Source organism: Brevundimonas sp. FG8, from assembly GCF_057808845.1.
Window position 1 is genome coordinate 1 of sequence record NZ_JBMDIU010000006.1, and the last position, 14,768, is coordinate 14,768.

General features: G+C 67.8%; 12 protein-coding genes. 7 read left to right on the plus strand and 5 right to left on the minus strand.

Going from position 1 to position 14,768, the window contains the following annotated elements:
- The 3 genes from ACODRV_RS11475 to ACODRV_RS11485 form a co-directional block, all read left to right on the plus strand.
- On the plus strand, positions 1 to 2,106 hold a 2,106-nt coding region (locus tag ACODRV_RS11475; RefSeq protein ID WP_488908400.1), incomplete at its 5' end, for a TSCPD domain-containing protein.
- Positions 2,107 to 2,158: 52 nt separating this feature from the next.
- Positions 2,159 to 2,656 (plus strand): pentapeptide repeat-containing protein, encoded by a 498-nt coding sequence (locus ACODRV_RS11480; RefSeq protein WP_141626713.1) that lies wholly within the window; start codon positions 2,159 to 2,161, stop codon positions 2,654 to 2,656.
- Between the two features lie 63 nt (positions 2,657 to 2,719).
- The gene (locus ACODRV_RS11485; protein WP_488908401.1) at positions 2,720 to 3,640 is read left to right on the plus strand and encodes a pentapeptide repeat-containing protein; all 921 of its coding nucleotides are present in this window, start codon (positions 2,720 to 2,722) and stop codon (positions 3,638 to 3,640) included.
- Positions 3,641 to 3,706: 66 nt separating this feature from the next.
- Here ACODRV_RS11485 and aspS read toward each other — a convergent pair whose 3' ends face one another.
- On the minus strand, positions 3,707 to 5,539 hold the full coding sequence (gene aspS, locus ACODRV_RS11490) for an aspartate--tRNA ligase (protein WP_488908402.1): 1,833 nt from the start codon (positions 5,537 to 5,539) through the stop codon (positions 3,707 to 3,709).
- A gap of 398 nt (positions 5,540 to 5,937) precedes the next feature.
- On the opposite strand from aspS, the gene ACODRV_RS11495 reads away from it, so the two are divergent.
- Complete coding sequence (locus tag ACODRV_RS11495; protein ID WP_488908403.1) at positions 5,938 to 6,621, plus strand: P-loop NTPase family protein; 684 nt, start codon at positions 5,938 to 5,940, stop codon at positions 6,619 to 6,621.
- A 581-nt stretch (positions 6,622 to 7,202) separates the two neighbouring features.
- Here the strand turns inward: ACODRV_RS11495 and ACODRV_RS11500 are convergent.
- Positions 7,203 to 7,568 (minus strand): hypothetical protein, encoded by a 366-nt coding sequence (locus ACODRV_RS11500; RefSeq protein WP_488908404.1) that lies wholly within the window; start codon positions 7,566 to 7,568, stop codon positions 7,203 to 7,205.
- Positions 7,569 to 7,737: 169 nt separating this feature from the next.
- Positions 7,738 to 8,070 (minus strand): hypothetical protein, encoded by a 333-nt coding sequence (locus tag ACODRV_RS11505; protein WP_488908405.1) that lies wholly within the window; start codon positions 8,068 to 8,070, stop codon positions 7,738 to 7,740.
- A 192-nt stretch (positions 8,071 to 8,262) separates the two neighbouring features.
- Here ACODRV_RS11505 and ACODRV_RS11510 point away from each other — a divergent pair, with 192 nt between their 5' ends.
- Positions 8,263 to 8,658 carry an RcnB family protein gene (locus ACODRV_RS11510; protein ID WP_488908406.1) on the plus strand — a complete coding sequence of 132 codons (396 nt, stop codon included), beginning with the start codon at positions 8,263 to 8,265 and terminating at the stop codon, positions 8,656 to 8,658.
- 58 nt (positions 8,659 to 8,716) lie between these two features.
- Here ACODRV_RS11510 and ACODRV_RS11515 read toward each other — a convergent pair whose 3' ends face one another.
- Together ACODRV_RS11515 and ACODRV_RS11520 are read right to left on the minus strand one after the other, a co-directional pair.
- Entirely contained in the window at positions 8,717 to 9,412 is a 696-nt protein-coding gene (locus ACODRV_RS11515) for a TetR/AcrR family transcriptional regulator (RefSeq protein ID WP_488908407.1), read from the minus strand.
- The gene (locus ACODRV_RS11520; protein ID WP_488908408.1) at positions 9,412 to 10,941 is read right to left on the minus strand and encodes a carboxylesterase/lipase family protein; all 1,530 of its coding nucleotides are present in this window, start codon (positions 10,939 to 10,941) and stop codon (positions 9,412 to 9,414) included. Before ACODRV_RS11520 ends, ACODRV_RS11515 begins: the two co-directional genes overlap by 1 nt.
- A 197-nt stretch (positions 10,942 to 11,138) precedes the next feature.
- On the opposite strand from ACODRV_RS11520, the gene ACODRV_RS11525 reads away from it, so the two are divergent.
- Positions 11,139 to 13,376, plus strand: coding sequence for a TonB-dependent receptor (locus ACODRV_RS11525; protein ID WP_488908409.1), 2,238 nt, complete (start codon positions 11,139 to 11,141; stop codon positions 13,374 to 13,376).
- A gap of 224 nt (positions 13,377 to 13,600) precedes the next feature.
- Entirely contained in the window at positions 13,601 to 14,512 is a 912-nt protein-coding gene (locus ACODRV_RS11530; RefSeq protein WP_488908410.1) for a hypothetical protein, read from the plus strand.
- Positions 14,513 to 14,768 lie beyond the last annotated feature (256 nt).

Consider the following 14,768-nt stretch of genomic DNA (forward strand, 5'->3'; position numbering starts at 1 on the left):
CTGGGTCAGGAATCGCCCGAAGGCCTTTCGGCCCGTCTGATCGAGGGCACGACGCGCCGCCGCGCCGTTCGCCTGTCCGCCGGCGCCGTGGACGCCTTGGCCGGGGCTCTGGCCGCCGTCAGTGAAGCCGTGAGCCGGTGCGAGGGTCCGCGCGGCGACTGCACCGACCCGAACCACAACCCCGCCCTGGCCCGCGCGGCCCTGACCGCGCGCCGGGCCGGAGCCTCGGACGCCGACATCCTGCGGGCCATCGCGGGCGAATCATTCGCGGCGGCGCCCCTGCCCGCGGCGCCGGAAGCGCCCTGGCTGGCTGTGGCGGATCGCGCCCTGACCGCCTCGGGCGCGCCGGAGGCCGGGCTGGCCGCCGAAGGCGCGCTGGACGGCGATCTGGTCCTGACCTTCGACCCGGAAACCGCCGAACGCCTCAGTGAAACGGCGCGCGGCCGCGCGGTTCTGATCAGTCTGACGGCCCTGCGCGATCTGACGGGCGAAGGCTTTGACGGCGCGCTGGCGGACCTGACGCGCCTGTGGACCGGCGTGCTGTCGGGCGCGGCGGGCGGACCGGTCTCGATCGGTCTGGCGGACCTGGGCGATCTGGTGCTCTGCGAAGGGGCGGCCGCGCCTCTGGACCGCGTCTCGGCGCTGGCGCGCCTGATCACGGAGGCCGCCGCCGGCCCGGTCAGCCTGTTGGTCGCGGACGCCGAGGCCATGCTGAGGCTGGGCGCATCACCCCTGACGGCGCCGGATCGCTTCGAGACCGCCGACGGCGAGACGGCGGTGCGGCTGCGTCCCTCGATGGCGGCGGCGCTGGAGGCGGCGGGGGCTGATCTTGAGGCGGCGGAACGCCACCTGCTGGGACGGCGGACGCTGGTGCAGGCGCCGGGCGTCGATCACGCGGCCCTGCGCGCCCACGGCTTCACCGAGGTGGAGCTGGAAGGGATCGAACTGGCGCTCGCGGTCGTGGATCGCCTGGAGGACGCCTTCCGGGCCCCGGTTCTGGATGCGGGCTTCCTGCGTGACGTGCTGGGCATTGAGGACGAGGCCGAGGTCGATCTGCTGGCCCATCTCGGCTTCGCGCCGGAAGATATTGAGGCAGCTGGCCTTTATGTGTTCGGCGCGGGCGATCTGACAGGCTGGACCGGCGCGCCGGAGGGGCTGGCGGAGGTTCTGGCCGCCCCTCGCGGGTTCGAGGCGGCGCTGCGGGCGAGGCTGGAGCCGTTCAGCGCCACCCCCGATCTGACGCCGAAGCCGCTGGAGTGGAACGCGACCCCGGTCCAGACCGCGCGTCTGCTGGCCGACGCCGCGCGGGAGGGCCGTCGCGCTGTTCGCCTGCTGCGCACCGAGCCGCCCGCCGGGCCGCTGCTCGACCTGCCCGAAAGCGCCGGACAGGAGCGCGAACGCCGCCGCGAGCCGGAGGTGAAGCCCGTCGAACGCGTGATCGAGAAGGTGGTCGAGCGCGACCGCACCCGCCGCAAGCTGCCGGACCGTCGCAAGGGCTACATCCAGAAGGCCGCCGTGGGCGGGCACAAGGTCTATATCCACACCGGCGAGTACGAAGACGGCGAACTGGGTGAAATCTTCATCGACATGCACAAGGAAGGCGCCGCCTTCCGCTCGCTGATGAACAATTTCGCCATCGCGATCTCGATCGGGCTTCAATACGGCGTGCCGCTGGACGAGTTCGTGGACGCCTTCGTGTTCACCCGGTTCGAGCCGGCCGGACGGGTCACGGGCAATGACTCGATCAAGTCGGCGACCTCGATCCTCGACTACATCTTCCGGGAGCTGGGCGTGTCCTATCTGGACCGGCAGGAGCTGGCCAACGCCGATGCGGGGGCCGGCGACGGGCTGGGCGGGGCCAATGACGGCGAGGCGCCCGAAGCCGTGCCCGCCGCCCGCTTCATCTCCAAGGGCTTCGCCCGCGGCGCCGCGCCGGACAATCTGGTCGTCCTGCCGTTCGGGCAGAAGAAGGAGGCGGCGGAGCCGTCCACCCGGACCGTCAGCGAGGCGGTGGCCTGTCCCGCCTGCGGTGATCTGGCGCTGCAACAGCGTGGCGCGGGCTGGGTTTGCGACACCTGCGGCGCATCGCCGTCGATGCAGGGTTAATCAACGAATTGCTGTCAGGCTTGGATCGCCCACCCGAGCGCCGGAGCCTGAGATGAAGCTGTTCCCGACCCCTTCCGCCCTGGCGATCGTCCTGTCGGTCGCCCTCGCCTCGCCCGCGCTGGCCCAGAACGCCGGGCAGATCGCCAGCGTCCAGCGCGGCGGGAACTGCCCGGGCTGCAACCTGTTCCAGGCGCCGCTGTCGGGGCTGGAGCGCAGCGGACTGAACCTGACCGGGGCGCGTCTGCGTCAGGCCGACCTGAGCCTGAGCGTGATGAACCGGACCCGTTTCACCAACGCCGACCTGCGCGACGTGGAAGCCTATGGCGGGGTCTTCTCCAGCTCGAATTTCTCGGGCGCGAATCTGACCAACGCCAGCTTCGTCGGCGCCTATCTGGACGGCTCATCCTTCGGGGGCGCGACCCTGAGCGGAGCCAACTTCTCCGGGGCCTCGCTGGAGCGGGCGACCGGGCTGACGCAGGCGCGCCTGAACCAGGCCTGCGGCGACGAGGCGACCCGGCTACCGCGCGGCCTGTCCATTCCCCGCTGCTGATCGGCCACCGACGTTACGGCGATTTAAGTAGGGTTCTTGGGGGTTTGGCGGCATGAAGGTCATGTGAGACAGATCGCCTTCCCCATCCTCCGTCGCCTCAAGGCCCCCGGCATCGCCGGTGGAGCTCTGGCCGCCGCCCTGTGCGCGGCGTCGCCGGCGGCCGCGGAAATCAACATCCAGTTCCAGGAGCGCGGCGACGTCGCGCGGATGGTGTCGCTGGGCGGGTCCTGCAACCGTTGTGAATTGTCGGGACGCGATCTGACCGGCGCGGCCTTCACCGGCGCCAGCTTCACCAACGCCACCCTCGTGGGCGCCAATCTGCGCGGCGCCGAGCTGGTGGGCTCGAACTTCTCGGGCAGCGATTTCAGCCGCGCTAATCTGAGCGGCGCCGAGCTGGTCGGCGCCAACTTCACCGGCGCGAACTTCAGCAACGCGGAAATGGCGGGCGTGTCGGCCATGGGGGCGACCCTGGTGCGGGCCCGCATGGAACGGATCAGCGCCACCGGCGGTGAGTTCAGCGGCGCCAATATGAACGGCGCGATCCTGACCGGCGGCGGCTTCAACGGCGCCGAGTTGAGCGCGGCGACCCTCGCCAACGTCAGCGCCCGGACCGCCAACTTCAGCAATGCCGAACTGAATGTGGCGAACCTGTCCAACGGCGACTTCCGCAGCGCCTCGTTCCGGGATGCGGAGCTGAACGGCGCGCGGCTGACCGGCGGGCGGTTCGACGGGGCCAACTTCACTGGCGCGGAGCTGAACCGGGCGGACATCCGGGGCGCGGACCTGTCGGGCGTGCGCGGGCTGACGCAGGAGAGCGTCGGACGGGCCTGCGGCGACGCCAACACCCGTCTGCCCGGCGGCCTGACCGCCCGCACCTGTCGTGGCGTGGGCTCGATCCGGATCGCGCCTCCGGCCCCGCCCGCGCCTCCGGCCAGCCCCACACCGCCCCGGGTGCGGAATTTCGCGGTCGCCGGCGGCAACTGATCCAGCAAAAAGGCCCCCGTCAGAGACGAGGGCCTTTTTTCCTGTCTCCGGAGACTGGCCCCGAAATCAGACCTTGATGGGCAGGGCCGTGCGGATGTGGACGTCCTTCAGCTGGCGCTCCTGCGCCTCGGTCGGGGCGTTCATCAGCAGATCCTCGCCCTGCTGGTTCAGCGGGAAGGCGATCACTTCGCGGATGGCGGTTTCACCGGCCAGCAGCATGACGATGCGGTCGATGCCGGGAGCCAGACCGCCGTGCGGCGGCGCGCCGTAGCGGAAGGCGTTGAGCATGCCGCCGAACTGCTCCTCGACGACCGAGCTGTCGTAGCCGGCGATGTTGAAGGCCTTGAGCATGATCTCGGCCTTGTGGTTCCGGATCGCGCCCGAGCACAGCTCATAGCCGTTGCAGACGATGTCGTACTGGTAGGCGCGGATGGTCAGCGGATCCTGCGTCTCCAGAGCCTCCAGACCGCCCTGCGGCATCGAGAACGGGTTGTGCGAGAAGTCGACCTTCTTCTCTTCCTCCGACCACTCGAACATCGGGAAGTCGACGATCCAGCAGAATTTGAACTGGTTCTCGTCGATCAGCTTCAGCTCCGTACCCACGCGGGTGCGGGCCAGACCGGCGAATTTGGCGAAGACCGACGGCTGGCCGGCGGCGAAGAAGGCGGCGTCGCCCTGACCCAGACCCAGCGCGGTCATCAGGGCCTCGGTCGGCTCCTGACCGAGGTTCTTGGCGATCGGCCCGCCCCAGGCGTTCTGGTCGTCCGACCAGAAGATGTAGCCGAGACCCGGCTGGCCCTCGCCCTGCGCCCACGAGTTCATGCGGTCGCAGAAGGCGCGCGAGCCGCCGGTCGGGGCCGGGATAGCCCACACGGCGTTCTTCTCGTCAGCGCCGAGGATCTTGTTGAACAGGCCGAAGCCGCCGTCGCGGAAATGCTCCGAGACGTCCTGCATCTTGATGGGGTTGCGGGTGTCCGGCTTGTCGGTGCCGTACCAGGCCATCGACTGGGCGTAGGTCAGGCGCTCGAACCCGCCGTGCTCGAACTGCTCGCCGAAGTCATTGGTGAAGGTGTGCTTGCCGTTGATCGGGGACACCGGCTTGCCGTCGGCGAACTCCTCGAACACGCCGTGCATGACGGGTTCGATAGCCGCGAAAACGTCTTCCTGGGTGACGAAGCTCATCTCGACGTCGAGCTGGTAGAACTCCAGCGAACGGTCGGCGCGCAGGTCCTCATCGCGGAAGCAGGGCGCGATCTGGAAATAGCGGTCGAAGCCCGAGACCATGAGCAGTTGCTTGAACTGCTGCGGGGCCTGCGGCAGGGCGTAGAACTTGCCCGGGTGCAGGCGCGACGGGACCAGGAAGTCGCGCGCGCCTTCGGGCGAGGACGCCGTCAGGATCGGGGTCTGATACTCAAGGAAGCCCTGACCGACCATGCGCTGGCGGATCGAGGAGATCACCTTCGAGCGCAAGACGATGTTCCTGTGCAGACGCTCGCGACGCAGGTCGAGGAAGCGGTTCTGCAGGCGGATTTCCTCCGGATACTCCTGATCGCCGAAGACCGGCATCGGCAGTTCCGCGGCTTCCGACAGAACCTCGATGCCCGCGACGCGAACCTCGATCTCGCCGGTCGGCAGGTTGGGGTTCACGACCGAGGCGTCACGGGCGATGACCTCGCCGTCGACGCGGATCACGCTCTCGGCGCGCAGGCGCTCGACCAGATCGAAGCCCGGGGTTTCCGGGTGCAGGACCAGCTGGGTCAGGCCGTAGTGGTCGCGCAGGTCGACGAACAGAAGGCCGCCGTGATCGCGCTTGCGGTGCACCCAGCCCGACAGGCGGACATTGGCGCCGGCGTCGGTCAAACGGAGGGCGCCGCAGGTGTGGGAGCGATAGGCGTGCATGGTCGGTTCGTTCTGGATTCGGGCCCGCGAGGGGCGGAATTCGGGAGGGCGGAAAGGCGCATCATCCCCCCTGAAAGTCAAGGTGGGAGGCGGGTTGCGGAGGGGGCGGCCTGGCCGCTCTCCCTGTCTGCTATCATCATCCCGGGGGCGCGAAGCGAACCCCGGGACCCAGCGGCGCGCGAGAGCGCGTAACTATCGGGAGCGCTAGCGCCCGACTGTGTGGATTCGGTATTTCGCCGCCGTCGCGGCGCCGCTGGGTCCCGGCCTTCGCCGGGATGACGATAGCAGTTGAAAACAAGGGCCGCTCCGCTCCACCGATCCACAGACCGCGCCGTTCCGTCCACGGACGAAGACCGAGATGCAGTCGCCGACGCCGCGCATCTGCTATGGTGAACGCGATGACGAACCGCCTGCCCGCCTTTGACCAGATGCGTCTGCCCCTCCAGAGCGACCTGCCGGAGGGGGCGGACAGTTTTGTCGTTTCCGACAGCAATCGCGCCGCCGTCGAGGCGCTGGCCGACTGGCCCAATCTGATCGGCGGGGTCATGGCCGTCTGCGGTCCGGCGGGCAGCGGCAAGAGCCGTCTGGGCCAGATGTGGGCCGAGCGCGTGGGCGCCGTCGCCTTCAACGGCGCGGAGGCGGCGCTGATCGACCCGATGGAGATCGAGGGGCGACCCGTCCTGCTGGACCGCGCCATGGAGGCCGATGACGAGACCCTGTTCCACCTGATCAACCTTGCCCAGCTGCCCGGCGGGGCCATGCTGATGATCTCCCGCCCTGCCCCGTCGGCGTGGGAAGTCGCCCTGCCCGACCTGCGCTCGCGTCTGGACGCCGTCATCAGCGTGCCGGTCGAGGCGCCCGACGACGCGGTTCTGGCCGCCATGCTGGACGCCCGCTTCGCCGAGCGCGGCATCCGCCCGGCCAGGGACGTCATCCCCTACCTGCTGCGCCGGATCGACCGCTCGGCGGCGGCGGCGGAAGCCGTGGTCGACCGTCTGGACGCCCTGCACCGCCCGGTCACGCGGGCGCTGGCGCGGGAGGCGCTGGAGGGCGTGGATGCGAGCGGAGAGCTGTTTGAGTGAGGCCTTGAGGAGGTGATCGCTGGCAGCCGGAAAGCGGACTTCGCCACTGTCTGCAAAGGGTGGAAAAGGCACATCCGCATCGGGTGGGGCTAGGCTTCGACCATTTCCCGCCGGTATGGCCGCCTCACCTACAAAGGGGCAGCACACTCATAACGCCGATAGAGCGTCGCGATCCATCTTCGAGTGTCTCTGAAATGGCATATCCATCCCGACTAGAGAGAGAGCCGCCAGTATGGCGGGGAGAGCCATAGAGTCTCCCACTCAAGATTGTGCCGTCGCGCCGTCGAAGGCTAGCAGTCTGGACTTCCAGGATAACGAACTCTGAGCCGTTAGGCTGGACATCAGAATACTCGACAATCGCTGTGAACCAAGCTTCGGCTTCATAGTAGTTTGCCCGATTGAACAGGTCGCTAGCTTCAAAGTGATAAAGCGCAGGCTTCATGTAGATGCTCGTCCCGGCGGTTGCCCAACTGCAAGGCGTTTTAACTAGATTGAGCTGTGTTCCAAACGTCCGCAACGGGTCGGAAGCGGCCATTGATCCTGAGCCTGACAGCGCCCCAACCCCGTCCATCCATCGATCGTCAGTTGTAGTGGGGACCATCGATTTGCGTCGAGCTCAGGTCGATGTTTGTGCGCATCGCGACCAGATCAAAGCGCTTGAAGAACGCCAGTGCCTCGGCCGGGGGCAATTGGACTTCGACCGCTCTCAGACTGGTGGGGGCGGGCTCGAAATCCGAAGAACTTGTGAGATAGGCCACCAACGAAACGCTTGTCACGGGGGTGCTGCGGATCGCACCGGCGCCAATCCTGAAAGCGACGACCCGTTCACTCTTCTGCGCCTGCCCCAAGGACACCAAATGGTCAGCCAACGACAGATTGTCGGAGATGTCAGCAGCTACCGTACCCTTGAAGTCGTTGTACTGAACGCCAGCCTTGAACGTGTCCATGACCCGATCCCTTCGCTTCTCGCAAGGCGTAGACGTTCGAACCGGCAGACCAAAGTGTCAACCACAGCGTGCTAGGCATCACCACACGCACGTTCATCGACGGACCGGCCATTCCAGACGTCCGCAACCGGTCGAAAGCCGAACCTCGCCTATGGGGTGGATCGCCGACTTACGGGCAGACGGGGAAATAGCGTCCTCCGACGCTCGCGATCCTGCCTGCGTCGTCAGTTTGCCAAACGACATCCAGTTCGTGGTTGCACACTCCGTTGGCCCATTCCGCTTTCGCCGTCTTTTTCGAGTGATCGATAAGGAAACCCTGTGAACTCAAAGTGGTGATGAGTTCGGCTTCAGGGGAGCCCGGCGGAAATCGCTGCGCGAGGCGCGGCGGCCACTCTTCATTGGTGATCGAGACCTCCATATTTTCTGCGATCGGAGGCGGCTTCTCACTCGGGAAACACCCACCGAGCAGAACCATTGATGCAGCTGCGAACAGGGTCCTCATGTCGAGATCATGAGACCCGACCTCACGGTCCGCAACGGGGAAGAACGAAGGGGGCCCACTGCCCCTGAACGGTCTTAACCCTGTCACCCCCGTTCAGCGCGGGTTCATGGCGGGAGACCGAAACTGCTCATCAGTCGGGTCCTTCGTCGTGATCCTCCCCGGTCGCGGCGTCCTGCAAAAAGGAGACGCAAGATGAAGATGAACAAGCCCCTGATCGCCGGTCTGGCCGGTTTGATGGCCCTGTCGGCGCCGATGGCCGCCTCCGCCCAGTCGTGGCGCGGCGACCGTGATCGTGACGGTCGTTACGAGCGCTGGGAGCGCCGGGAAGACCGTCGGGATCGCCGTGACTATCGCCGCTATGAGCGTGACCAGCGTCGCTGGGAACGCGACCAGCGCCGTGAATACCGTCGCTGGCAGCGCGGCTCGGTCGTGCCGCGTGAGTATCGCCGCAGCTGGTACGTGAACGACTATCGTCGCTACGGCTACGCCCCGCCCCCGCGCGGTTACGGCTACTACCGCACCAATACCGGTGATGTGGTTCTGGCCGCAATCGCCACCGGCGTGGTGATCTCGCTGCTGAATCGCTAGGTCTATCGCCTGAAAGAAGGAGCCCGTCCGGAACGATCCGGGCGGGCTTTTTCGTGCGTCAGCGACGCAGGGCCTCGAAGCCGCCGGTGAAGACGGCTTCCATGGCGTCGCAAATGGCGATCATCTCTGACGACCGGCACAGGCCGTTCGACAGGGCGTCGATCCGGCCTGTCTGGGCCAGCGACAGGGTCAGGGCGCCCGACAGCAGGTGGTAGAACCAGAACAGCTGGCGCTCGGAGGTGTCGGGCGAGACGCGGCGCAGCAGGTCGATGAAGCGGTGAATCACCGGGTCGAAATGCTGGTGCATGGCGTCGCCGCCCCAGACCGGGGTGTTGTTCACCTGGGCCACCAGCGCCGCATAGTTCAGCCAGGCCGGATCGCCCTGATCGAGCAGCTCGAACAGGGGGCGAAGGAAGGCGTCGAGCACGCCGCGCACGGTCATGGCGTCGCCCTCAGCGGCCTCGTAGCGGTCCAGACTGTCCAGACGCATGGCGTTCACCACCTCGGCGCGACGGCCGAAGGTGGCGGTGAACAGCTTCGCCTTGTCCTCGAAATAGTAGTGGACCAGAGCCGTATCGACGCCTGCCTCGGCGGCGACCGCCTTCAGGGTCACGCCGTGCAGGCCGTCGCGGGCGAACAGGCGCTCGGCCGCGTCGAGGATGCGCGCCGTCGTCTCCTCGCGCCGCTGGGCCTTGGGCTTCAACGGGACCTTGGGGCGAGGCGGCTTGATCCGGGCGGCGGTGTCGGTCGTCATCAACCCCTTGTACCCGAGAACAGGGTTCTCAGGCGATCCCGCGCGCGCAGCAGGAGGATCAGCAGCTTCGCCTTGCGCTCGTGATGGTCCAGCGCTGTCTTCCACCAGCCGCGCCGCAGGACGCCGCCGGGGGTGTGGTCGAAGACCATCCAGTCGTCGGTGCGGCTGTCATAGGCGGGCCAGTCCGGGCCGGGGACGCCGTCACGGGCGAAGGCGATCCAGCGGGCGTGCATGGCGGCGCTGACGGCGCGGTCGGCGTCGCTGGCGGACGGTGAGCCGTCGGGTCGGTGATCCAGGGTCTCGAAGACATCGAAGATCTCGGCGGCATGGTCGGCGCGGGACTTCTGGTCCCGTTTGGCGTCCTCGACATAGTCGAAGGCGTAGAGCCAGGCGTTCGACCTGCGGGGCCGCGAGGCGATCCAGCGGGCGGGACCGGCGAAGCCGAAATCGCGGAAGCCGAGGCGGATCAGCTGTTCCTCGTCGCCCTTCGCCTCGGGGTAGAGACGCGCGAGGGCGGCGTCGGGCTTGATCATCTGACCGAACCGCTTGAGGCCGCCGCCGTAGTTGAGCAGGGAATCCTCGCCGCTGTTCACCCCGATCATCAGGGGCACGTCGGCGAAATCGCCCTTCGCCCATGACGAGATCGGGTCACGGGTCAGCAGGCGGCCGTCGATGACCGGGCCGAAGCTGGACTCGATCCCGGTCAGACGCTCGGCGGGCACGGCGCGCAGGGCGGCGGCGTCGGGATCGGTCAGGCCCAGCGCCGTCGCCGTGGCCACGCCCCTCGCCTCGGCCGCCTTCAGCGGCGCTGCGGGGAGCCAGCCGCCGCCGGACTGGACGATGGCCTTGTGGAAGAGCCCCCTCGCCCGCCCCGCCGTCATCAGGGCCAGGATGTCGATGCCGCCGGCGGATTCGCCGAACAGGGTGACGTTGGCGGGGTCGCCTCCGAAGACGGCGATGTTGTCGCGCACCCACTCCAGCACCGCGATCTGGTCCAGCAGGCCCTGCGCGCCCAGCGGCTCATCGGCGGGCGTGGCGGCGGTCAGGGCTGGATGGGCGAAGAAGCCGAGCTGGCCCAGACGGTAGTTGGCGGTGACCAGCACCACGCCGTCGCGGGCGAAGGCGGCCCCGTCATAGAAGGGCAGCGAACCCGCGCCCATCCGGTTCGAGCCGCCGTGCAGCCAGACCATGACCGGCGCGGGCACAGGCGTGGAGCGGGCGCTCGCGGGCGCCCAGACGTTCAGGGTCAGGCAGTCCTCGGCTGTCGGCTCGGGCGCGCCGCCGATGCTGACGATGTCGGCGACGTCGGAGGGGCCGGCCTGCGGCGGGGCGAGGCCGAAGGTCGCGGCGTCACGCTCGCCCTCCCATGCCGGACAGGGGCGCGGCGCCCGCCAGCGTAGGTCTCCGACCGGGGGCTGGGCATAGGGAATGCCGCGCCAGACATGGGCCGCGCCTTCGCGCCGTCCCCGCACGGCTCCGGCCTGTACGCGCACGACGGGCGCGGCTTCGCCGGTGTTGATCTGGTCCATCCGCTTCCATCCCGGCGCGATCTGCGTCGCGCTCAAGCCGTTCAATGACGACCCGCACTGTGGCCCGGCAATCCGCTTTTGCAAACATCATTCATGGGAAAATGAAGAATGTTGACAGCGTGGCCGTTCGTGGCCACCGTCCGCCTCAACCAGATCAGCGGCGATCAACGACCGCGTATGGATGAGGAAACAGACCTATGCGGAAGACAGGACAACTGCGTCTGGCGCTGATGAGCAGCGTCTTTCTGGCGGCCCCGCTGTTCGCGGCGCCGGCCATGGCCCAGGACGCGGCCGATGATCAGGAACAGGCCTCGGACCTCGGCGACGTGGTGGTCACCGCCCGCCGCCGCGAAGAGACGCTGAAGGATGTCCCGGTGGCCGTCACCGCCGTCAGCGCCGAACGGCTGGAGCAGACCGGCGCGGCGGACGTCACGGCCCTGCAGCAGCAGACGCCGAACGCCACGGTGCAGGTCGCGCGCGGCACCAACTCGACCCTGACCACCTTCATCCGCGGCGTCGGTCAGCAGGACCCGCTGTGGGGCTTCGAGCCCGGCGTGGGTCTTTATGTGGACGATGTCTATATCGCCCGTCCGCAGGGCGCGGTGCTGGACATCTTCGACATCCAGCGACTGGAAGTCCTGCGCGGGCCGCAGGGCACCCTGTACGGCCGCAACACCATCGGCGGCGCGATCAAATATGTGACCAAGCGCCTGTCGCAGGAGCCGGAGCTGACCCTGCGCGGCGCCTACGGCAGCTACAACCAGGTCGATCTGATCGCCTCGGGCTCGACCCCGATCACCGACAGCCTGCGGATCGGCGGCGCGGTCGCGCGTTATACCCGCGACGGCTACGGCACGAACCTGACCACGGGCGCCGAACACTACAACAAGGACGTCACCGCGGCCCGCGTGAGCCTGGAGTGGACGCCGACCGACACCCTGTTTTTCCGACTGGCCGGCGACATCACCGAGGACGAGTCCAACGCCCGTCACGGCTATCGCCTGGTCGCGCCGTCGCCGGACAGCGTCTATGACACCCGCGCCGGCATCGGCGACGAGGGCTATGTCCGCACGCGCGGCCTGTCGTTCACGGGCGAATGGCAAGCCACCGACAACCTGACCTTCAAATCGGTCACCGCCTGGCGGGACGGCGACACCAAGGGCGACGGCATCGACTTCGACGGCCTGCCCCAGCCGATCCTCGACATCCCCGGCTACTATGCCGACAGCCAGTTCACCCAGGAGTTCCAGCTGCTGTTCCAGGGCGATCGCTGGAACGGCGTGGCGGGCGTCTTCTACATGGACGCCTCGGCCGAGGGCGCGTTCGACACCGTCATCGGTCTGTATCCCAGCCTGGGCGTCGGCCTGCCGGCGGGTCTGACCACCTATACCGGCGGCAAGGTGGATACCGAGAGCTTCGCCATCTTCGCGGACTTCAGCTACGAGATCACCGACCAGCTGTCGGTCTCGGTCGGCGGTCGCTGGACGCGCGACGAAAAGAGCGTGACCCAGCTGCGCCAGAACTATCTGGGCGTCCGCAGCCCGTTCTTCGGCAACGCGGGGGCCATCCCCGCCGGTCCGCCGTCGACCAACTACAGCGCCTCGGACACCTATTCGGAATTCACCCCGCGGGTCAGCGCCAGCTACAGGTTCACGCCTGACCTGACCGGCTATGTCTCGTACGGTCGCGGCTTCAAGTCGGGCGGCTTCGACATGCGCGGCGACGCCTCGCTGTATCCGGACACCATCAACGGCTACCAGCCGGAGCTGGTCGACACCTATGAGATCGGCCTGAAGGGTTCGCTGTTCGACCGGCGCGTCAACTTCGCCTCGGCCCTGTTCAAGTCGGAGTACACCGACCAGCAGATCACCTCGCAGTTCTTCATCCCGCCCGCCTCGGTCGTCAGCTTCGTGGACAACGCCGGGTCGAGCGAGATCTGGGGCTGGGAACTGGAAGCCAGCGCGCGGATCACCGACGACTTCATCCCGCGTCTGACGCTGGGTTACCTGGACGCGCAGTTCAACGACTTCGTGACCTTCAACCCGCTGACCGGCCTGCGCGAGAACATGGCCGACCAGCGCAAATTCCAGAATACGCCGGACTGGACCGCCTCGGTGGCCCTCCCCTACAGCGTCGATCTGGGCGAGGCGGGCTCGATCATCTTCACCCCGACCGCCTCGTATCGCGGCGCGACCCAGATGTTCGAGACGGCGATTCCGCTGCTCGATCAGGGCTCGTACTGGCTCTATGACGCGACCCTGATGTGGACGGCGGCCGATGGGCGCTACCGCGTCAGCCTGGCCGGCCGGAACCTCGGCGACGAGCGTTATCGGGCCGGCGGCTACAACTTCCCGGGCGCGATCACCGGTGACTCCGTCATCGGCTTCTATGGCGCGCCCCGCACCGTGACCCTGACCCTGACCGCATCCTTCTGAGCGGGCAGGTCCAAACTGCGCCGGGGTTGCGAAAGCGGCTCCGGCGTCCTGTTCCCTGGCCGGGGCCAGGCAGGGGCCTGTCCGGGGAAAGATCCGGGCGGGCTTTTTCGTGCGTCAGCGGGCCCGCGCGCATCACCCACGCCCGTCGACCAAAGCGCGGCTGACCCTTTGACACGCTTGAGAAGAGGCTGCTAGCTGCGTGCACGCCCCGGGGAGAGACGGACATGATCTCAGGACTGCTGCTCGCCGCCGGCCTGCTCGCCGCATCCGGCCAGACCGCACCGCAAACGCCGCCTCAGACAGTCCCGCAGGCGGCTGAGGCGACCCGACTTGATGATGTCGTCGTCAACGCCGAACGCCTGGCGGAGCGTGTGGAGACCTTTGTCGAGGATATTAATGCGCCGCCCGTGAACCGGGGACCCGCGCGCTGGCGCCGCGAGGTCTGCGTGGGGGTCGCCAATCTGAAGCCGGAGGCCGCCCAGATCATCGCCGACCGGGTGTCGGAAGTCGCGGTTCGCTCGGGCCTGGAGGCCGGTGAGCCGGGCTGTAGCCCCAACATCCTGATCGTGGCCACCGATGACGGTGACGCCATGGCCCGCGGACTGGTGGAACGCTCACCCCGGGCCTTCCGACCCGCCTACTCCGGCGCCGCCCGCTCCAGCGAGCAGCTTGAAGCCTTCCTGACCTCGCCCGCGCCGGTGCGCTGGTGGCATGTCAGCATCCCGGTCGCCCGGGACACCGGCCAGATCGCCGTGCGCATCCCCGGATACCTGCCGCCCCTTATCGAGGGCGCGAACAGCCGCATCCGGGCGTCGACCCGCAACGATCTTCTGCGCGCCTTCGTCATCGTCGACCTCGACAGGGCGGCGGGCGTGAGCTTCCAGCAATTGGGAGACTATATCGGCATGGTCGCCATGGCCCAGATTGACCCGGACGCCGACACCGCGGGCTACGACACGGTCCTGAACCTGTTCGACACCGGCCATCCCGTGGATGGGGTCACGGATTGGGACATTTCCTATCTCACGGCGCTGTACGGGGCCGAGCTGAACCGCGCGGCATCGAGGCAGCAGGCCGGCGAGATCGCTTCGAGCATGATCCGTGACCAGCGCCGTCAACAGGACGACGCCTTCTGAGAGTTGCGAAAACGGCCCCGGCGTCCTGTCCTGCATGCTGACCAAGCAAAAGGCCCGCCCGGATCGATCCGGGCGGGCCTTCGTTTGTGCGGGTACCCTGCTCCGTGGCTGAAGGCTCAGGATGAAACCGCACGCCGGCGACAGGCCTTACGGCGGCGGCGGCTCAGCCGGCGCGTCACACAGCATTGAGACCGGACACTCCCAGGACCAGTAGAGGAACTGCCCATCCTCGCCATAGTGAGCGTCCCAGTGACAG